12 protein-coding genes and 1 pseudogene are annotated in these 22,333 nt (G+C 41.1%); all 13 read right to left on the bottom strand.

Annotation, left to right across the window (positions count from 1 at the left end; genetic code table 11):
• Positions 1 to 22: 22 nt before the first annotated feature.
• The 13 genes and pseudogenes from Q0R52_RS00595 to Q0R52_RS00535 all read right to left on the bottom strand — a co-directional run bounded on the left by Q0R52_RS00595 (position 23) and on the right by Q0R52_RS00535 (position 22,329).
• Complete coding sequence (locus Q0R52_RS00595; RefSeq protein WP_295790878.1) at positions 23 to 1,492, bottom strand: alpha-L-fucosidase; 1,470 nt, start codon at positions 1,490 to 1,492, stop codon at positions 23 to 25.
• Between the two features lie 22 nt (positions 1,493 to 1,514).
• Positions 1,515 to 3,686, bottom strand: coding sequence for an alpha-galactosidase (locus Q0R52_RS00590; RefSeq protein ID WP_295790874.1), 2,172 nt, complete (start codon positions 3,684 to 3,686; stop codon positions 1,515 to 1,517).
• Entirely contained in the window at positions 3,686 to 6,442 is a 2,757-nt protein-coding gene (locus tag Q0R52_RS00585; protein ID WP_295790871.1) for a glycoside hydrolase family 3 C-terminal domain-containing protein, read from the bottom strand. The genes Q0R52_RS00590 and Q0R52_RS00585 overlap by 1 nt, the downstream gene beginning before the upstream one ends.
• Positions 6,443 to 6,454: 12 nt before the next feature.
• Positions 6,455 to 9,004, bottom strand: a complete 2,550-nt coding sequence (galB, locus tag Q0R52_RS00580) for a beta-galactosidase GalB (protein WP_295790868.1) — start codon at positions 9,002 to 9,004, stop codon at positions 6,455 to 6,457.
• A 5-nt stretch (positions 9,005 to 9,009) separates the two neighbouring features.
• Positions 9,010 to 10,356, bottom strand: a complete 1,347-nt coding sequence (locus Q0R52_RS00575) for an alpha-L-fucosidase (RefSeq protein WP_295790865.1) — start codon at positions 10,354 to 10,356, stop codon at positions 9,010 to 9,012.
• Between the two features lie 638 nt (positions 10,357 to 10,994).
• Complete coding sequence (locus Q0R52_RS00570; RefSeq protein WP_295790862.1) at positions 10,995 to 12,572, bottom strand: SusD/RagB family nutrient-binding outer membrane lipoprotein; 1,578 nt, start codon at positions 12,570 to 12,572, stop codon at positions 10,995 to 10,997.
• Between the two features lie 11 nt (positions 12,573 to 12,583).
• A complete protein-coding gene (locus tag Q0R52_RS00565; protein ID WP_295790859.1) occupies positions 12,584 to 15,949 on the bottom strand; it encodes a SusC/RagA family TonB-linked outer membrane protein in 3,366 nt (1,121 codons plus the stop codon).
• A 144-nt stretch (positions 15,950 to 16,093) separates the two neighbouring features.
• Complete coding sequence (locus tag Q0R52_RS00560) at positions 16,094 to 17,080, bottom strand: FecR domain-containing protein (RefSeq protein ID WP_295790857.1); 987 nt, start codon at positions 17,078 to 17,080, stop codon at positions 16,094 to 16,096.
• A 134-nt stretch (positions 17,081 to 17,214) separates the two neighbouring features.
• Positions 17,215 to 17,787, bottom strand: coding sequence for a sigma-70 family RNA polymerase sigma factor (locus Q0R52_RS00555; protein WP_295790852.1), 573 nt, complete (start codon positions 17,785 to 17,787; stop codon positions 17,215 to 17,217).
• Positions 17,788 to 18,537: 750 nt separating this feature from the next.
• On the bottom strand, positions 18,538 to 19,323 hold the full coding sequence (locus Q0R52_RS00550; protein ID WP_295790850.1) for an SDR family oxidoreductase: 786 nt from the start codon (positions 19,321 to 19,323) through the stop codon (positions 18,538 to 18,540).
• Positions 19,324 to 19,409: 86 nt separating this feature from the next.
• Positions 19,410 to 20,255, bottom strand: coding sequence for a fumarylacetoacetate hydrolase family protein (locus Q0R52_RS00545; protein ID WP_295790848.1), 846 nt, complete (start codon positions 20,253 to 20,255; stop codon positions 19,410 to 19,412).
• An 8-nt stretch (positions 20,256 to 20,263) separates the two neighbouring features.
• Positions 20,264 to 21,559, bottom strand: coding sequence for an alpha-L-fucosidase (locus Q0R52_RS00540; protein WP_295790845.1), 1,296 nt, complete (start codon positions 21,557 to 21,559; stop codon positions 20,264 to 20,266).
• 5 nt (positions 21,560 to 21,564) lie between these two features.
• Positions 21,565 to 22,329, bottom strand: a pseudogene (locus Q0R52_RS00535) (glucose 1-dehydrogenase).
• Positions 22,330 to 22,333 lie beyond the last annotated feature (4 nt).

Genomic DNA, 22,333 nt, shown 5'->3' with positions numbered 1-22,333 from the left:
TTTTCTTATGCCTTTAATCATCTTATAAAACCTTGAAAAGCTTTACAGATTCTATCACCGGGCAAGCCAATGAATTTAAAAATGTTACCGTCACCCTCCGCGCTGAAACATTATCGAACTTTGCCAGTTTTTTGCTGCCTACAGTACTGCCTTTGAATACCTGTTCCCATTTTCCATTTTTCTCTACTTCTATAGTGAAAGATTGAATGCGTTGCCCTAATTTTATATACTCCTTAATCTCGAAACAATTGAAAGTACTTTCTTTTGGAAGAGTAAAAGTGAGGGAAGCTGTTCTGGTAGCATCATTTACCGCCCAATACGTTTTTTTGTTATTGTCCAATACATTAAAAGCCGCAAATTGCTTATTATTTCCCCGCGTCTCGGACGCTGATACTTTTGCTCCCTGTAATAAATTTTTTGAGAATGATTTTGTCAGATAATCCTGAAGTTCGTCCAGTGCCTTGATATCGTTAGCATTGATCTGACCTGTACGATCAGGTGGAAGGTTCAGGTTCCAGCAGGCGCCATTGCCTACAGATTTAAAGTAGATCTCTTTTAAACTTTCCAGGCTTCTCACCTTAGTATCTTCACTTTGGTGATAAAACCAACCCGGACGGATAGAAACATCTACTTCGGCAGGAATCCATGCCTGACCGTTCAATGTACCGGTTTCGCCTTCATCAGATTGTGTGTATCCAATGCCGGGTTTGTCGCCATTGGGCCCGTGTGCTGTATATGCTGCCCAGCACGAGTCTTTTACAAATCCGCTTTCATTCCCACACCACCGGGTATCCGGGCCAATATCGCTAAAAATGCATGCATTGGGCTGCAACTTCCTGATGATGGAAAAAGTGTTATCCCAATCGTAATAGGTTTTTCTATCAATTTCTCTTTTTTCGTTGGCTCCTCCATAATAACCATCGCCCCCGTTAGCCCCATCCAACCATACCTCTGAAATGTTTCCATAATTGGTCAGCAATTCTTTAAGTTGATTGCGGTAGTAGGTAATGTATTCGGGTTTACCATACAAAGCACTGTTCCTGTCCCATGGCGAAAGATAAACGCCAAACTTTATTCCGTACTTTTTACAAGCCTCTGAAATCTCTCTAACCACATCCCCCTTCCCATTCTTCCATGTACTGTTTTTCACTGAGTGTTCGGTGTATTTTGAGGGCCACAGGCAAAAACCATCGTGGTGCTTACAGGTTAAAATGGCTCCCTTAAAGCCATGTTTGGCAATGGTCGACACTATTTGATCAGCGTTGAAATCCGTCGGGTTGAACACACTCTCCTTTTCGCCACCCAGGCCCCATTCCCGGTCTGTAAAAGTATTCACAGTAAAATGGAGAAAACAGTAACGTTCCATTTCATGCCATTTCAATTGGCGCTCGCTGGGTAATGCACCATATGGTTTAGGGGCCGTTTTTTGAGCATTCGATATTGCTACCACAAAAAACAAAAAAATGAAAAGTGAAAATCTGAATAGTTTCATACTTATTTATTTTAGTTTTTCATTACTCTACTACCAACCACGTATAATTCTCGGGTTCAATTGTTACTGCTACTTCAATTTCATAATCCCTGTTAAGGCTATATTTCCTTACTGCAATATCCTTTTCTTTTACAGCAGCGGTAGTGGATAAGCCGGTATAATACAATGGCAACTTTATCTTTCTTGTAATTTTTTCTTTAGTTGGGTTGAACAACATTACCAGCCCTTTTTGTTTTAAATGAGGGTTTACATGAATAAAACCATCCCAATCCCGTCCGTCTGCGCGCCGAAGGTGTATGATATCAGAATTAAGGATATCCCTGTATTTCTTGTACCATCCTATTATTTTTACTACCAATTGCTTTGTTTTATCGGTATCATACAAACGCGGCCCCCTGTAACAGGCTTGCACACCGGCACCATAGTACTGCATCATTAATTGTTCGTAATCTTTTAAATGATTTCCAAGCGGCTCTAATACCGCTTCTTCACCACCACCCTGGTAGCGGGTGAGCGGGACAAATCCCCAAACCATTGAGGGCATTTCTTCCCAGGTTGCATCAAAAATATTCTGGCGGTTCAATATCTTTTGCTGTTCGCGGGGTAACGAAAAATTCACTTCACGATATCCTAATGCAATTTTGTTCGTTCCATCTAGTAAATACCAATCGGGGGCATTAACATAAATGCCATGTTCGCTGCACCAATGGTATAATCCTTTTTGCAATTCAATTTGTTTCCACTGCGAATCACCTAACCCTGAGTGCCCGGGATGTGTGGTCGAGGCACAAACATCGCCGGGGTATGGACCATCGTTTTCGAAAATATCGAAACCGGTATTTTCCATAAAATATTTCAGTTTGCTGATATAAGCAAGTCCCCACTTGCTCCCCATGCATGGTGCATGCCCAAACATAGCCGCCGCATCTGGTTTACCGCTAACAGGGTCTATCACATCGTCTTCATCGCTAATTTGGCGCGAACTGAACAATGAATAACTTCCAATTTTAATTCCTTTTTGATGCGCCAGTTGTGTCAATTGTTTCCATTTGCTAATATTTGCAGCCGTTGTGTCTTCCATATTACAGTGGCTGCCAAAGCTGAGTATCAATGCCTCATAACCGGTTGAAACGCACTGTTCAATAGCATTTTTTACCTGCTCATCATTCCTGCTTAGCAGGTGCATAAATATTGGGTTCTCAGTGGTCCAAGGGGCAACGGTGGCGTACATTTTCCTGATAGCAAGCCCACGTCTTTCCCTATCGTAACTATCAAGCAGTAGCTCGTGGGTACGAACAGAATTAAAAACTCCGTTTGGCTGTAATTTAACCTCGGTAACTTTTTCGGGGTACACCTCCAATATAGAGGGAGTTTGGTAACTGTAATTTACCTGCGATGTATAAGCCGGATCCGTTTTCCAATGAGTGGTCTGATCGCTCAGATCATAACGCATCGAATTGTTAAAAGCATAGTTTGTTTCTATGTAAATGCCGTGTTGTTTTTGCATTTGTTCGGGCGTTCCAACAACAGCGCTTTCTTCTTCAACCAAACCCAATATTTCGTTAATGGTCTTATTTATAACTATTGAGTGATTACTGCTGTTGGTTATTGACAACCACTTTACAATTAAAGGGATACCATCGTACAATTCGTAATGAACGGCCACGTCAATACCTTTTAACGAGTTCGACTGAAAATTAAGCGTAAGAACCTTACCGTTTGATTTCTTAATATTACCCGCCCAAAATGTTTGCTTCCAGTTAATAAATGGCTGAATTTCGGATACAGAATAAGACTTGAACTGAAAATCATTTTCATTTGCAGTGAATAAGTCAATCCATTCAGGCAGTAAATAGGCATGTTCTTTTTGCCCGTATAAACCTCCTATGTTAAAATTTTTGCCATCAATAATTAATGCTGCTTCGGGTTTTACATCCCTCAGTAATTGCTGGTTACTGCTCAAATTTTGGTAGCTGGTACATGCAATATTGGGTTGTATCCGAAAAACTCTTTTCAATAATCCGTTTGACAAGATAATGTCTTTCCCGTTTTCTGATTTTTTAACAGACGCTAGGTAGGGCTTATTATTGATAAGCCAATCATCTGTTTGCTTTTCGTTACCTGCTTGCCCCTTGCCAAACAAAGCGGTGAGCATCAAAGTAAAAAAGATAAAATGTTTTCTATTATTTATCATTATCGGATCCGTTTTGAACTTGAATTTATAATGTTAGTTCTTACTATGCTAGGGCAATTATTCAACCATGCTATCACATCTCTTAGCCTGATGTCTTTAGATGAGGCGCCAATCATTATTCTGAACTCGCCGGGTTCAACTACCCATTGCATGTTATTGTTAAGCATTTTAAGCATATCCGGTGTAATTCGGAACGCTATTTCTTTGGCCTCCCCCGCTTTTAAAAACAGGCGTTGAAAACCTTTCAAAGCTTTCACCGGTTGAGCTACTGATGAAAGCAAATCACGGATATACAATTGCGCTACTTCCTCGCCATCGCGGCTGCCCGTATTTTTAATGGCACAATAAACCGTTGTGGAATCTGTTTTCGCAAAGCTTTTTTTCTCAAACCGCAGGTTGCTATATTCAAAATTCGAGTAGCTTAACCCAAAGCCAAATGGGAACAATGGCTGGCCGTTGAGGTTAACATAATCATCTGTGCGGCCAGTGGGTTTATGGTTATACACTAAAGGTAATTGCCCTTCAAATACCGGGAAGGTAATAGGTAAACGACCAGCAGGATTATAGTCGCCAAATAAAACATCAGCTACCGCGTCGCCGCCTTCTTCACCAGGATACCAGGCATCTAGTATGGAGGGAACATTTTGAATCCAATTTGACATGATAATGGCGCTACCTCCGATCAAAACCACAACCACAGGTTTTCCTGTTGCCGCAATTTGATTTATCATTTCCTCCTGGTGCCCCGGCAAATTTAAATAGGCCCTGTCCTGCGATTCACCTTCTTCCACGCCTGCAACAACAACAGCTACATCGGCTTTTTTTGCTGCCGCTACGGCTTCATTTATTTTTGTCTGCCAGTTATCGGGTACACCTACGTTCCAAACCAACTTGAACCTTGCATAACCCTGCGATTCAAAAAACTCTACGCGGATATCATATTCTTTATCTTTTTCGAAATGATAATTGGCAAGTTTTGTGGTAAAGGTCTGGCTTTTCCAATTATCGATAATTAATTTACCATCCAGATAAAGTCTGTATCCGTCATTACCATCGATCCCGATTTTAAATATTCCGTCGGCAGGAGATTTTATTTTCCCAGTCCATTTCACCGAATAAAAATCATAATTAATATCAGGATGCGGCGAGTATAATGTCCAGCCGAAATGCATTTCATTATCAACCCTTGTAACTACAGGCTTGCCGCTTAATTGGATATTATTAAAATATTCGCCTAATAAGCCATTTTGCGTTTTACCATTTACAGTAGTACATAAATTAGCAGACGGCACGCTTACCCATTCGGGACTATTACGACCACAACCTTCCGCATACAGTACATTAACCGATTTACCTGCTTTATTTTTAATGCCATTAAGTATGCTCACTTTGCCATTACCCGGTCCGCTATACCCGCCCAATCTTGCTTCAACAGCATCTGAACCGATAACCGCTACAGATTTAATTGTTTTCTGCAAAGGCAATGTGTTATTCTCGTTTTTGAGCAACACCATTGATTTCAGCGCGGCTTCCTTTGCTATCACTTTATGGGCAGGATTGCCATTCCACTTGCTTACTTCCGCTTCATTAGTGTAAGGGTTTTCAAAAAGCCCCAGTTCAAATTTTATTCTTAATACCCTTGCCAGTGCTTCATCAATTGTTTTTGAGTTTATCCGGCCATCTAAAAAAGGCGGCATAAACAATTTATGATGTTCATATGCTGTTTGAAATATTACATCCAAGCCATTATTGATGGCTTTTGCGGAAGCATCGGGGTAGTCACTGGCGGTATAGTGAAGTACATTAGCGCCGCCCACTGCCGATGCGTCTGAAATTATGAAACCCGAAAAATTCATTTGTTTCTTCAACTTTTCGTTAAGCAACCAATTATTGGCTGTACTCGGGCTTCCGTTTAATGAATTATACGACGTCATTACGCTACGACTGCCGCCTCTTTTAAAACAGGCTTCGAAAGGAGCTAGATAAACCTCTTCCAGCAACCGCTCATCAATATCTATTGGGTAACTATCCCTGCCGCCGTCTCCACTATTGGCTAAAAAATGCTTGGGTGTTGTAACCACGCCCATCTTTTCAAATGGCGAAACAAATGCCACCCCCATCTCTGAAGAGAGAAATGGATCTTCACCATAGGTTTCTTCCACCCGTCCCCAGCGCACGTCACTCGCAATATTTACCACCGGTGATAATATCTGCCGTATTCCACGGCTCTTTGTTTCCCTTGCAATGGCAGTTGCCACCCGGTTCATTAATGGAAGATCCCATGTTGAGGACAAGCCAATTGCTGCAGGAAACGCGGTGGCGCCATCTCTTACTAAACCATGTAAGGCTTCATCAAAGGCGATGATGGGAATGCCTAACCTTGTTTCCTCAACAAAATATTTCTGCATAGAATTGATGAGCTTTGCAGTTTCTTTTGCATTAGCCGCAGCTTTGTAGCTCAACAATTGCCCCGCGGCATCAGTACTTCCTTGGGCGCTTACCTGGAAACCAAAAATTCCGTTTTTATATTTTTCTTTCCCATCCTTCAAATCACCCGGTATCATAAAGAGTTGCCAGAATTTTTCCTCTGGGTTCATTCTTGCAATTAGGTCTTTCACCCTATCCTCAACAGGCAGTTTAGCGTTCTTGTACGGAAGTAATGATTGAGAAAAAACAGTTTGGCATACCAGCAGCATGCAAACAAAAACAAAACTCCTTTTCATGTACCAGTTATTTTCATTTATGAGGTATCGCATTATTAAATTTTCTTATTTACTCTCAACTGCCAAAGCCTTACTACCCAACCCGGCACTTTGTGCTTTTATATAAAATTTACCCTTTTGGCCTTTTTTTGCCTTTACAATCACCAGCGCCATTCCATTATAGGCCGACCTCTGATGACTTTGAAAAGGAACAAAACTGGTGGCGTCACCGTTGTCAGTTGCTACTATCTCCCCAGGTCCTTCAATTGAGAATTTAATCAACGGATGCGAACGGGGCACTAATAAGTCATCTTTATCGGTTACTTTAACCGTAATGTAAGATAAGTCATCGCCGCTTGCTTTGATCACCGAACGGTCGACAGAAAGGGTAAGATTAGCCGCTTCACCGGTGGTTTTAACCACGTCGGTAGCCCATTGCTTTCCATTTTTATAACAAACTACTTTCAGTTCGCCTGGAGTATATTTTACAGAGTCCCAAATCAACCGAAAATCTTTTCCCGGTGTTTTTGTTTTGCGCCCCAGGCTCTTTCCATTCAAAAACAGCTCCGCTTCATCACCGGAAGTGTAAACGTTAACAGGTGTAACTTGTCCAATCCTTTCTGCCCAGTTCCAATGTGGTAAAATATGTGCCATGGGATAGTCAGGTCTCCAATGTGACTGATAAAGATAAAAACGATCTTTTGGAAACCCTGCTAAATCTACAATACCGAAATAGCTGCTTCGGGAAGGTGGATTCTTTTTGCGGATCTCATCAAGCTTTGCGTCCAGTTCTTTCTTTTTTTCGGGATCATTGCGGAAATTTTGCAAATTAGTTTCATCTGAATTATATGGTGTCGGTTCGCCAATATAATCAAAGCCGGTCCATACAAATTCACCTAACAGGTGTGGATATCTGGCGTTGGTACGAAATTGTTCATCCGGCGAGCAACCCCAACCCGGATAGGCATTATCATAAGAAGATATTTGCCAATTCTGATAATCATTCCCAAAAAAATATTCGCCACGCGATGATACACATGAAGATGTTTCGCTGCCAATGGTTGGTTTATTCTTATATCGTGCATCAGCATCCCATTTGGGTTGCTGGCCAAAAAAATAATTCACACCCATAATATCTAAACCTTCCACTGCTCCAACTTCACGGCCACCATCGGGATCATTATATCCGTTGGAAACAGGACGCGTGGGGTCCTCAGCCCGGACAATGTCGGCCAAATGCTTTGTCATTACAACATTACGCTGATCCATCACTTCATTTCCAATTGACCAGATAAATACTGAGGGATGGTTACGATCACGATGGACCATGGCTTTCAAATCCCTTTCATGCCATTCTTCATAAAGCTTGTTATAATCCAATTTACGTTTGCCATTTTTCCAGCAGTCGAACGCTTCGTCCCAAACCAGGAACCCCATCTGGTCAGCCAGTTCGAGCAATTCAGGCGCGGGAGGGTTGTGTGAAGTACGCAATGCATTACAGCCCATAGTTTTCAAAATTGTTAATTGCCTCCGCAACGCACTGGTATTAAAGGCAGCGCCTAAAGCTCCTAAATCATGATGGTTGCAAGTTCCCTGAATTTCAACCCTTCGGCCATTCAGCAAAAAGCCATTTCGGGCGGTAAATTCAATGGTGCGGATACCGAACGGCGTATCGTAAGTATCCATTAATTCACCATTTACAGTTACAGTAGTTTGGGCAATATAACGATTAGGCGAAAGAAGATCCCAGCGTTTTGGATTCTTAATTAAAGCCTGCGTTGCTATTACAGTACTTTTTCCGGGTTCAATTTCAACAACGGATTTATTGAAAGAAGTAACCTTTGCACCTTGTTTATTATTCCTGTCTAATTCAAATACATCTGTTTGAATACTTGCATTAACTACCGATTTACCTTGATTATCGATAGTTACGTCCATTTTAACCTTTGCCGAAGTTTTTGAAACGTCAGGAGTAGTAATGTAAGTACCCCAATTAGCAACATGCACCTGCTTTGTTTTAACCAGCCAAACATGACGGTAAATGCCTGCGCCCGGATACCATCGCGAATCCCAGTTTTCGGTATCGAGCCGGACAGCTAGTATATTCTCTTGTCCGGCTTTAATGTAAGGCGTTAAATCCATCCGGAAAGAATTATACCCATAAGGCCACGTGCCCACATATTTGCCGTTGAGCCAAATTTTCGCATTGGCCATGGCTCCGTCAAAATCTACAAATACCTGTTTGCCTGCATCCGTAGCCGGAAGCGTAAAATGTTTCCTGTACCAGCCTATTCCCTTCCAGGGTAATTTGCCCGTTGCTCCTTCCAATTCAATCCTGAACGGGCCCGTAATGGCCCAGTCATGAGGCAGGCTAAGTTTTTTCCAATCGTTATCATTGAACTTGACGCTTTCCAAATTCTTGGGTTCTTCAATCCTCGAAGCATCAGCTTGTAACCCATACCGGCCAAACAACCAGCCATCATCAAATGAGCGGGTATCAGCAGCCCCCATCCTGATAATGGGTTTAGTTTGTGAAAATGAAGCCGTAACTAGCAACAGCCCCATTACAATCAGGTTAACTGCTTTGATGAAATACAAACGATTGATGGAATTCATTCTTTCTAATTTAAACCTCCCTGCCCATGATACAATTGTACCGGTTTATCCAATTGCAATTTAACAACTGTAATATAAGGGTCTTTATCTTTTTCCGGCACGTTTATAAAAACAATGCCGGGTACTGAGCTCCATGATATTTTCCCCACAACTTTTGGTTTTAGGTGAACATCTGTCCCAACCACCTGAACATCTTTAATGGTGTTTACCAAGCCTTTCAGCATAATATTTCCAGCGGTTTGCCCCGGTAAAAAAAGATAAATAACGGTTGAATCTTTTGATAGGGTGGTAGGCCCATAAAAATGGCCCTGGGGCAAGCCAGGCAGCGTCCCGAAAATTCCTTCTCCATTTTTCTTGTTCCACTTTCCCAGTTCCTTTAAAATATTTACTTGTTCTGCAGGGATAGTTCCGTCTTCTTTGGGGCCAATATCCAATAAAAGATTTCCGCCATTGCTAACCGCATCTACAAATAGGCTGATTACTTCAAACGGTGTTTTGTAATTGCTGTCGTCAGGATGGTAGCCCCAGTTGTTATTGGTTGTCATACACAATTCCCACCAATTAAATTTAGGGCGGCTAACCGGGAAGTTTTGTTCGGGTGTATCGTAATCGCCATATCCTTGCAACCTGCCATTAATAATAGCTTCTGGCTTGATATTTAAAATTTGTTTCCTTACTTTTTCTGCCTGCCATTCGTCGGCGCTATGTTCCCAGTCGCCATCAAACCACCACAGGTCAGGTTTATATGCTTTGTTCACTTCATCAATTTGTGCCTGAAAAAATTGTTGAAAACGCTGCCATTTTTGAGGATTATGAGCAACATTGTACCTGCTGCTGTCTTTTAAAAACCCGGGGTAATCAGGATGGCTCCAATCTATCAAAGAAAAGTAGGCCCCGCGTTTGATCCCTCTTTTATCTAAAGCCTCATAAAAGGGTTTTAACACATCTCTTTTTGCAGGCGAATTATCAACTACATTAAAATGATGTTGTTTTGTGGGCCACAATGCCACACCATCATGATGTTTGGTAGTAATAACTGCATATCGTGCCCCGGTTTCTTTAATTAAGTCAGCCCATCCCTCCGGATTATACATGGAGGCAGTGAACCCTTGTATTTGCTTCATGTAATTTTTATAGCTGATTTTTTTATTGTGAAAACTCCAGCTTTCATCAATTCCATTTACCGAGTAAATGCCCCAATGAATAAAGATGCCAAGCTTTGCATCGGCGAACCATTGCATTTTCTTCCGGATAGAATCAGGGTTGGTTTTTTGTTGGGCATACACGGTTGCAGAATAAAAGAAGAGGCTGGCAACCATTAAAATGTGCAGTGAAAGGTGTTTTTTAATCATAATAAAAGTTCAAGATAATTTCATAACGCTCTATGCGGATACACTTCGGGGTTAAACCCTGGGTATTTCAATCCAGCTTATCCAAAATATAATCGGTATACAAATAAAGGCGTTGGTAAAAGGCTAAAGTTTTACGTTTTTATCTTGTTATTAAGCGCTATTGGGATTTATCAGGCAAAATGTTTATAAATGTGTTTATTGAATTGAATTTTCCTTTTTCCCTTATCTTTTTACCCCGTTCAGTTAATTGATTTTAGGCTAAGAGCTTAATCAGGGAAAGTTTTTTTCCAAGAAATAGGCTCTATCTTTCCAAATGAACCAAAGAAAAAAGAGGCTGTTCCAATATTATGAAACAGCCTCCATTGAAAAGGTTAAAGGTTATGCTTTGTAAAAAATCAGAAATTTAGCTTTAGCGTATGAGCTTCTGCTATAGCTAAAAATACTTTTCTGTAAACAAACAATCCAATGCTCAAACCGGGTGTCGGAATTGCAAATTCAAATCAATTTGCATAAGGCAAAATGCCGGCTTTTTCAATTTTGGTGATTATTACCGATCTGTTTGCTTAATATGGAAAAAATTCGGGGTAGCTATTTCACCACCCCGAACAATCAATAAAAAATTATGCGACTAGAGTGCACTAGAAATTTGAAGGATTACCAGTGTCCCACCACAGGCGGGTTGCAATATCATCTTTTGCACCGGCGCCCATTTTTGATACGGCATCCGCAACAGCCGCTGTATTACCCGTTCTTTCACCATTCACAAAAGGCATTCTTTTGATCCACTGATCAGCTGGAATAACACCCCAATCAGGGCTGCTGTCATTCTTGGCTACATGCGGAATTTTAGGATAGCCAGTTCTTCTGAAGTCTACCCAAGCTTCCAGTGTTTGGGTAAATGCAGCGAGGTATTTCTGGGTAAGAATCTTCTCCAGTTTCAACTCATTATTATCAGCATCATTCCATGCTACGGTAATCGTAGAAAGTGCAGTAAAATTATTCCGTGCGTCAACAGGATCTGTATAGCTAACAGGCTTACTTGTATTGTCGGCCAGATAAGCGTCTACACCAGGAGCTCCCCAATCTGCAAAAGATAATCTTACGCCATCTTCATAATTAGTCTTCGGATCACCCGCTCCGGCCCAGCCTCTAAGTCCCGCCTCAGCTTTAAGAAATGACACTTCCGCTGCAGTAAAATCCCTTCTGGTTGTTACACTGTTAAAATCGTTAGATACCTTGGAGAATGGAACATGATCGGCTTTTGCTTTAATGTAAGCTCCGTTACGGATGCCTTTATAAGGAGTAGCTGGATGATCAGCGGCCAAAGCTGGGTTATCTAAGGGAGCAAAATATTTTGAAATCCTGCCATCTTTTAAGCCGACCATAAATGATTCCATTGGTGCCCCCATACGGGTATCATCCCATTGGTAACAAATCTGGGCAACGGGCATAATATTTCCTACTAAGGAATTGGTAAAATTGTCTGCATTGGTGGTTATTAATCCAGCCGGATCAGACAATGCTTTTTCACCCTGGGTTTTGGCGGTTGCCGGATCAACTTTTGACAAACGTATCGCCAGTCTCAATCTCAAAGAATTTACCACTTTCATCCATTGAGGGATACTGCCTTTATAGGCGGTTGGATCAAATTTTGCAAAACCTGCGTATGTTTTATTTGCAGCAAAATCTGTTTGAATGGAATCGAGTTGTTTAAAGTAAAGGGTGTACAAATCAGATTCTTTATCATACAAAATGGAGTTAGCCGTGCTGCCATAATTGGAATAAATAATAGGCCCGTGGATAGCCGTTAGTTTAGAAGTGGCCAAAACACTTACAAGCTTAGCCCAAGTGGCAAAAAGGGGCAATTTATTGTCTTTGGCCAATGTGATGACTTGTTTTGCCGGGGACATTACACTACCATATACGCGGCCCCAATATACGTTCCAACGCATGTAATAGGTAGTGTTGTTTACATTACCCACAAAATCGGTGGGCGTAGCCATATATCCCATCCATGAATCATAACATAAATCCTCTTCAATCTGGTGACCATTCAAGTTAAATATCATACCCGAAAACGGAGACCCTACGAGGTTAAAATCCTGTTTAAGCAACTCATCTGAGATTTGATTGGGGTCCTGGTTTGTTTTAACAAAATCCTTTGTACACGACCCGAGTATAATCAAACATAATATCGCAATAGTTATCTGTTTCATATCAATTTTTTTTAAAATGTAAACTTCACGTTAAATCCAAACGATCTTGTAGAAGGCAAGCCAAATACATCATTGGACTGCATGGAATTGCTTGTGCTCATGGATTGTTCAGGATCGTAAGGGGCCTTTTTATATAAGAAGAATAAATTCCTTCCTACTAAAGACACAGAAGCATCTTTAAAAATTGGGTTTTCACCTTTAGACTTGAAAGTATAGCCCAATACCAATTGAGCCAATCTTACATTTGTTCTGGAAAATATATAAGGCTCCATGATTTTATTCCTGTCACCAACCGCTGAGTAATAAGTATATGGATCGATTGATGTAACAGCTGTTCCTGTAGAACTAACGGCATTGATGGGCACACTACCTTTATCTCTTGCTGCTGCAGTTCTTTCACTTACACCGTAAGAGTCAAGGAATGCCTCTGTTTTAGAGAATGCAACGCCCCCGAATTTTCCATTGATAAGAAAGCTGGCAAAGAAATTATTGTAGGTAAAACTGTTGTTCCATCCAAGCAAGTAGTCAGGGTTAACATTTCCTACTTTTGTCTGTGTTGCTGCTTTGGTTGGAACCCCGCTGGCATCCAATATAATTTGACCGGCATCGTTTCTTGCAAATTTGTAGATATACACATCGTTGAAAGAACCACCTGCTTTAATAATTGAGGCAAAACCTTCATCATCGCCACCTACCTGGTAGTTTGGATTGGATGAAATTAATTCAACAATTTTATTTTTGTTCTGCGAACCGTTGATTGCAGTTTTCCAGCTAAAAGTCCCGGAGCGAATAGGATCCGCAGTCAGCGTAAATTCAAATCCATGGTTGTCAATCTTTCCAGCATTAACAAAGTAAGTTGTGTAGCCCGAACCAGAAGGCGCCGCCAGGGTAAGGAACTGATTGGTACTAATATCTTTGTAATAGGTGAAATCCAGTCCGAGTCTATCATTGAAAAATTTGATTTCGGTACCATATTCATGACTTACAATCTTCTCTGGTTTTAGGTTAGTGAAAGGTACCTGGGTATTCCTGTTGATACCCCCAATACCACTGGGGTCACCTGTACCACCAATGCTATTCAACGGATTTACCACGTTAAACGGCACTTCATTTGCTGTTTGAGACAACGCTGCTCTCACTTTAAAGAATGAAATGGCTTGTGGCAATTGCACCATTTGGCTAATAATTGCAGTAAGCCCAAAAGAAGGATATAGATAAGACTCGTTTCCGGTAAGAGCGAGGGTGGAGGCCCAGTCATTACGTACAGCAATATCAGCGAATAAAAAGTTTTTATATCCTATCGTTGCGTTTGCAAAAGCACCTTGTTTCAACGTTTCATTGATGGTACTGTTAAACATTATGTTATAAGGAATATTAGCAAAAGTGAAAAAGTTAGGGTATTGTAATGATACCGTACCATTGTTGACATTCATACCATCGTTAAATGTATTTTTCTGGTAGCTAACACCAGCCAATGCATTTAAACTAAATTTTCCAAATGTTTTGTTATACGTAAGGATACCGTCTGTATACAGCGCCTGATCTGTGTATTTTGTATAATTCCAGGTTCCATTCGGGCTAACACTTACCGAGTTGCCGGCTGCGGCATAGCGAAAATCTCTCAGAATATTATTGTAATCGACGTTGCCCCTTACTTCAAACTTAAGGTTCTTCGCAATTTCATAGGCGAGTTTCACATTGGCAATCGCCCGTTTGGAGGTTTCCAGTTTAGAATCGTTATTAATTTCCCAGAAAGGGTTGTTTTGCTTTTCTTCAGTGGAGTACCAGTTCATTTTATACAAATTCCTGGTGGCATCAAATGCCTGGTAGTTTTGCTTGTAGGTGTCAAAGTTCCGATCCCTTGCAAACAAATACAAACCGGTGAGCGGGTTGTTATAGTAACCAGCGCCCGGGCGGTTTTTAGATTTTTCGGCAGAGATCATGACATTGGAACTTATAGTAAGCTTGTCATTTAACAATTTAGTACTCTGATTGAACGAAAAATTGTTTTTATCGTAAGTGTTTGTTGGAACGATACCTTTTGCTGAGGTATTTGCGTAAGAAAAATAGACGGTTGTTTTGTCTGTACCTCCATGTATTGCTACTGAATTGGTAATAGTTGAACCTGTCTGGAAGAAATCTTTAATATAATTTTTTTGATAACTATCTGATTTAACAACAGGTTGTCCGGTAGGTGTCCAGCTGTAATCTCCACCTGTCGTGCCATAACGATATTGAAAATCAGGAAGCCCCGATACCTTATCGAAAATAGAACTGGAGTTAAAGTCTATCGTTACTTTACCGGCTTTTCCTTTTTTAGTGGTAATTAATATTACGCCATTGGCGCCCTGGCTGCCATAAAGAATGGAAGCGCTGGCCCCTCTTAAAATGCTGATACTTTCAATATCGGCAGGATTGATTGTTGAAAGTCCATCCCCGCCATCTGTTCCGCCATAAGAACCGGGCTGCGGCGTTTTGTTATTTACCATTGGAATACCATCTATTACATAAAGGGCCTCGCTGTACCCAAGCAAAGATTTATTTCCTCTTAGTACAGCCTTAGTAGACCCACCCGCACCCGAGTTGCTGATTTTGATATCAAGGCCTGCCGCCTTGCCGCTAAGTGCATCCACAAAATTAGTGTTAGCTGCTGTTCTCAATTCATCACCCCCTATCTGCTGGGAAGCATAGGTTAAGGATTTCTTTTCTCTTTTAACACCCAAAGCTGTTACTACAACTTCTGTTAATTGATTGGGATTTTCAACAAGAACAATGTTTAATTGGGTCTGTGACGAAATGGTCACCTCTTGTTTAATGTAGCCCAAATATCCAAAAACAAGTACTTCGCCAACATTCGCGTCAATTGAAAAATTACCATTTACGTCGGTTTGCGTGCCGCGCGAGGTGCCTTTTACCAAAATACTCACGCCAATAATGGGTTCGCCTTTGGAATCCTTTACCACGCCCTGTATTTTAGAAGCGTTATTGTCACGAATAGAAGCTTCATTAAGTTGCGAAATATCACCTGTATTTTGTACTACACCAATGTAATTACCAATTGCTTTAAATTGCAATTGTGTTTTATCGTGCAACAGCCCCAATACATCCGTCAATTGCAGATTTTTGATGTGAAGGGTAAGCGGCGGCAACTGGCTGAATATCTGTTCGTCATAAACAAATGTCACTTTCGCCTGGCGTTCTATAAGTTTAAAAACCTTTTTAACACTCACTTTCTCGACGTTAAAATTCATCTCCTGTGCCCGGGTACCGTAAGCCATCAGGAGGGTCGAACAGCATATTTGTATGCTAACGATAATTGTAGAAATGCGCATGCATTTTCGGAGTAAGGGCAGTGGTTTGCCGTAAAAATTCATCATATTTGTTTGGTTTAATAAATCTGTTAAACTAAAGCCGTCTGTATATGGGTCTCAAGCATATATGCAGGGGCTGCTCTTATTTCCGGGGACATTCGAAGTGTTCCCGGTTTTATTCCTTTTCTTAGCTGCTAAGTCCGGATGGTTTTATTTAATAACTACAGTGCTGTCATTGGCTATCTGATATTTAAAATGTTTGGTGAAGCTTAAAATTGCCATAATGGTATCTAAGTGTTGATTGCTTAATGTTATAGATATACGCTCATCGAGCAATTGTTTATTATCTACAGTAATGCGTGTGTTGTATTGCTTTTCTAATGCCTTGAATATATTGTTCAAATTCTCCTGCTCAAAAACAAGCGGGCTTTTACACCATAAATTCACAACTGCTTCCTGCGCCGGTTCTTTTTTTATTTGATTATTAGCATTAGATAGAACAATCTGTTGTTTTGGCAACAGCATAATAGCATGCTGATTGCGTTTACCGTTAAAAGTAACGCCTACCTTCCCGCTCACTACGCTAACTTTAGTTGTTCCTGCTTTTTGATTAGCGCTTACATCGAACGACGTCCCAAGTACCGTTATATTCAGGCTTTCGGTTTTTACAATAAAAGGATGATCACTTTGATGTTTTACATCAAAAAATGCCCGGCCTTCCACTAATTCAACCTGGCGGGTTTTCCCCAAAAAAACTTTAGGGTATTTAAATATTGAATGGGCACTAAGCCAAACTTTTGAACCATCAGGCAATGTCACCTCCATAATCCGGGGTGCAACTATCTTAGCAATATGTGTATTCGCTTTATCACCAGCTGGATTCAACCAGTTGAAATACCAAGCAAGGCTCGAGGCGATAAAAATGACGGTAGCGGCAACAGAAACAATATAAACAACCATCCGCCTAACTGAGCCGGGGTGTTTACGTATGGGGGGAACCTCGTTTATTTTTAGCTGGAGATTCTCGAATATCCGTTGTTTAATATCTGCTTCCGATTCCGGGCGTTCAATGGAAACATTTACGACCTCATCATCATGGACTGTATTATACCATTGCTCAAGCAAGTTTTTCTCCTCCGCCGATGCCTCACCGCCCAGGTATTTTGCTGCTAATTGTTGTAGTTCTTTCTTATTCATCTGGCTAAGTATGCCGCTTTTACAACTATAGAGTCAAAAAAGAGATAAATACCCTTGCCCGAAATTGAAAACTTCTGCGTTTTTTTTCCTACAATAAAAATAACTTGTTTAACAGGGAAACAGGATAGCCGGATTTATTTAATAAATAACCGCATCACCAGCATAAAAAGTAAAAGGTCGCTCATGGGGCCATCAAAATTTGCCCTGATTACACGCAGGGCCTTGGTCAGGTGTCCTTCGGCTGTTTTTTGGGAAATATTCAAGTTTTCAGCAACTTCAGCTAATGGCATGTCCTGTAATTTGTTATACTGAAAAACCAGGCGACATTTTCCAGGTAGTTTATTGGACATGTCCGTAATGATTTCCAATAAAATTTTTTGATTGATATCTATTTCTGAAATTGCTTCGACATTTAGAATGCCCAATAAATTTTCCTGTCGTTTAGAATTTCTTATTTGAGCAGCGTGGCGGTAAACTGCATAACGGGTCATAGCGGCAAGGTAAGGAGCTATCGATTTGATCGATAATGACTCCTTTTTTTTCCATAAAGTCAGAAACACTTCCTGCACAATTTCTTCTGCAGCGCAGGTCTCCTTAAGCAATTTATAAGCGATAAAGTATAATTTGTCCCAATAGCGATCGTAAATTTCAGTAAAAGACAATTCATCCCCTTTTTTTAAAAGGGATATCAATTCATCATCATTCATTAACTGAAACTTTTTCAATAGCTCTAAAAATTGTGCCTAAATTTATATAAACTTAACATATCTATCGATACTTCTTATATTTTTTTAAAAAGTTTCTACCAAATCAGCTATCCGCAAAGTGTATAAGGTGTAAGACAATTAAAATGATCGCAGTAGTTATTTGTCCCCAAGACACTTTTTAATTACCTGTTTGACCATTTTGCAATATCGCTTAAAAACAATATTAAATTGGGGATAAGTTTCAAAAGCTGAAATTATTGAAAAAAAACATATTCGTAATATTTTTTTTACACAAACGTTTGCGCTGTGATTGATAAACGACAGTCCCTCCGGCTAAAACCAGCGTTTAACAATGTCGATTTAGCGTTTAAAGTATTGGTCCTGAAATAACTACAATGGATTTTTATGGGAAGTTTGACACAAACGTTTGTTTGGCTGGTTAGTACCCATCCAATAATTGGCTAAGCTTTTCATAGGAATTGAATATAACCTGTGGTACTAAAAAGGAGATAGTTTTATCTATGCCGTAGAAAGTTCACGTTAATAGTCCCCGCGATAAACTTTGCCCGGTATGACGGTGTAGTCTATGATTTATCTTAATGATCTATACCCTAATTCCGCCCAGCCGCTAACGGGCAGAATTGAACCCGTAATAAACCGTGCTTTGTCTGAAATAAGGAAAACACAAACATCGGCAATCACATCACCTTCGGGGCAATAACCCAGGGGGTGTATATTGTCAAGGTATATTTATTTGCCCAAGGCCCTGTCAAGGTGCACGTAGCCACCATCAACATGGATCAATTGCCCGGTAGTGTGGCTTGACCGTTCCGAAAGCAGGAATACAGCCGTGTTGGCGATCTCCTCCGTGGTTGTCATCCGGTTCTCTAGTGGTATTTTAGCTTTTATCTCAAATAGTTTTTGTTCCGGGTCTGGCACCGTGTTTATCCAGCTTTCGTACAGCGGGGTCCAACATTCAGCAACTATTATTGAATTGACACGAATTTTATAAGGTAAAAGCTCCACGGCCCATTCCCTGGTCAGCGCATTGCGGGCACCATTTGAGGCCGCATAGGCTGATGTTCCACCCTGCCCTGTTTCGGCAGTTTTTGAACCTATGTTCAAGATCACTCCCTGCGATAATTTTAAATATGGTAAAGAAAAATGTGCCATTAAGTAATAGTGAACAACGTTTTTATGAAGGCTCAGCATAAAGCCTTCATAGTCACCGGTTTCGAGGCCCACACCATCATTTACGCCGGCATTGTTTACTAATCCGTCAATTCGCCCGTATTTATTAACCACCTTTTCAACAACAATTGCGCAGCTTTCAGGCTTTATTAACTCCGCCGTAACCTGAAAACAGTTGCCGCCAATATTTTGGATTTCGTTTACCAATTTCATATTGTCGCTCTCATCGCGCCCCACTATAACGGGAACAGCCCCCTCCTGGGCGAGCAATTTAACAATGGCAGCACCTATCCCTTTAGCGCCGCCGGTTACTATTATAATTTTATCTTTAAACTGGAGATCCATTTAATCGTTCTTGTTTTAATTTATAAGCTGAGCCGCGCTATCGTTTCAAAAAGCACCATTTTGTACAATTCACAGGTGTGCCTGTTTTAAACATAAGATTTTACAGCCTGTCTTGAAGTTCCTAATCCGTCAATCCCTAACTCAACTATATCACCCGGTTTAAGATAAAAAGGTGGTTTCATTCCGAGGCCTACGCCCGCGGGCGTTCCGGTTGATATAATATCGCCCGGTAACAACGTCATAAATTGGCTTGTGTAAGCAATTAGAAAAGGAATATTAAAGATGAAGTTATTCGTATTGCCATCCTGCATTATTTCACCATTAACCTTGAGCCATAACCGAAGGTTTTGCGGATCAGGTATCTCATCTTTGGTGGCGAAGAAAGGACCAATAGGTGCAAATGTGTCACATCCTTTTCCCTTGTCCCAGGTTCCACCGCGTTCTATCTGGAACTCACGTTCTGATACATCGTTATGCAATACATAGCCTGCTACATAATCCATTGCATCAGCTTCGGCTACGTAACTCGCTTGTTTGCCGATAACAACTGCCAGTTCAACTTCCCAATCGGTCTTTTTCGAATTTTTGGGAATGATGATGTCATCAAACGGGCCAACAATTGCGGTTGTGGCTTTCATGAAAATTACCGGTTCCGTTGGTGGGCTGGCATTGGTTTCCCTGGCATGATCAACATAATTTAACCCGATACAAACAATTTTGGATGGCCTTGCCAGGGGACAGCCCAAACGCTCATCATCAGCAACCTGGGTTAGCGCGTTATTATCAATAAAATCAGCCAGGCGCGCTATGCCGTTGGTTTCAAAAAAATATTCGTTATAGTCTTCACCAAATGTTGAGGTATCGTATTTTTTTCCGTCGATGATCACACCTGTTTTTTCTTTGCCAGGTTCTCCAAATCTAATCAGCTTCATTTGTTATATTAATCTGTTGTTATCTGTATAATAGTATCATTGGGGTCGGTCTTCAGGTTATTGGTGTACACAAAAACACCTTCAGGCACCTGTTTGTATTTTATGCTGCTACCGTCAGCTAATGCGCGTACTTTTTCAATCTTTCCTTTAAACAAAGGCAGAAAAATATAGGGTTGCTCCGGCATATCCAATATATGCACATACAGCGTTTTACTTTTGCCGGTAACAACTCCCCACTGCTGCGCAGGTATGATATTACCCCTTGTTCCATAAATGCTTTGGCCATTCTTTTGCATCCACGCGCCAACTGCAGTGAGCGTATCCGTAAATTCCGGTTGAATTTTCCCGTTTGGCATCGGGCCGATATTTAATAAAAAATTAGCGTTTCTGCTTGCGGCATTTACGAGGTAATGGATGATCTGTTTTACAGATTTATAATTCCGGTCGTTTATATTAAAGCCCCAGCTACCATTAATGGTTTCGCAGGTTTCTAATGGCAGCGCTCCAATTGATTGTTCATTATTAAAGCCGGTTGTATTATTACCGGGTAAATCTTTTTCAAACATCTGGAAATCTTCGCCGTCAATTGGTGCAAGGTGGTGATTGTTGCCAATCATTATTGCGGGATTGAGCTTATGAATCAAGCCGTAAATCTCGTCAAAGTGCCAGTTTACTGAATGCCGTTCCCATTCCCCGTCGAACCAAATTCCTTTTACCGCGGGATATTTAGTGATCAGTTCGGTAAGCTGGTCTTTCATAAACTTGATATAGCTATCCCAATCGCCGTTTACGGGCTTTCCGTTTACAATTGGGCTTCCGAAATTATAATCGGGCCGTCCCCAATCGAGCAGTGAATAGTAAAAGTGCAGTTCGATGCCTTCTTTCTGGCATTCCTGTGCAAGTTCCATCAATGGATCTTTATGGTAAGGCGTCGCGTCAACAATGTTATAAGGAGAAAACTTTGTTGCAAACATGCTAAAACCATCGTGGTGGCGCGAAGTAATAGTAATGTATTTCATACCTGCCCGTTTTGCAAATGCAACCCACTTTTTGGCATTAAAGGCTTGCGGGTTAAAAAAGTCGGCCAGGCGTTTGTAGTTGTTGTAAGGAATATTTTTGTCGTGCATTACCCATTCTCCGGCGCCTAACTGGCTGTATATACCCCAATGGATGAACATACCGAATTTCATATCCTGAAAATTTTCGCGGGCCGCCAGGTTGTCGGCGGTGGGGCTGTACTTTGTCTGGGCGTTTGCGCTAAAGCAGTATAGCAGCAATGCCAAAAGGGTGAGTCTTTTTATCATAATTTTTAGTTGTTTAAAGTTATAAAACCACCGTCGATGGGATAGTCCGTACCTGTTATAAATCCCGCCTCGTCCGAACTTAGATACAAGGCAAGGGTAGCGACTTCTCCAGGTTTACCCATACGCCCAATAGGCTGCGATTTAGATAGCTTATCGAACATCTCTTCTTCGCGGCCCTGGTAATTTTTTGCAATAAACCCGTCCACAAATGGGGTATGGACCCTTGCTGGTGATATACTGTTGCACCTGATGTTATCATGCAAATAGTCCCTCGCTACCGACAAGGTCATAGCATAAATAGCCCCCTTGCTGGTTGAATAGGCAAAACGATCAACAATACCTACGTGTGCAGCAATTGACGCGGTATTCAGGATGACACCGCCGCCGTTTGATTTCATTATCGGAATTGCGGCATATAAGCAATTGTAAACGCCTTTTACGTTTACGTTGTAAACTCTGTCAAAATCCTCTTCGTTAGTTGTATCCGCCCGGCCAATATGCGCAATACCCGCGTTATTAATGAGGATATCCACTGCGCCGATTTTTTTGAAAACAGCTATAACTTGTTCCTGTTTACTAACATCACAAGTATGATATTGTGCGTCCCCCTTGTTAGCTTTAATTTCTTTAACAGTTTCAATGGCGCCATTCACATCTAATTAAATAATATGTACCAGTGCGCCTTGTTGTGCAAAAAGCAATGACATGGCCTTCCCTATTCCACTACCCCCGCCGGTAATTACCGCTATTTTCCCTTTTAAACTGAACATCGTT

Source organism: Mucilaginibacter sp. (assembly GCF_025359345.1).
Lineage (GTDB): Bacteria > Bacteroidota > Bacteroidia > Sphingobacteriales > Sphingobacteriaceae > Mucilaginibacter.
This window is presented reverse-complemented; position numbering and strand designations above follow the sequence as displayed.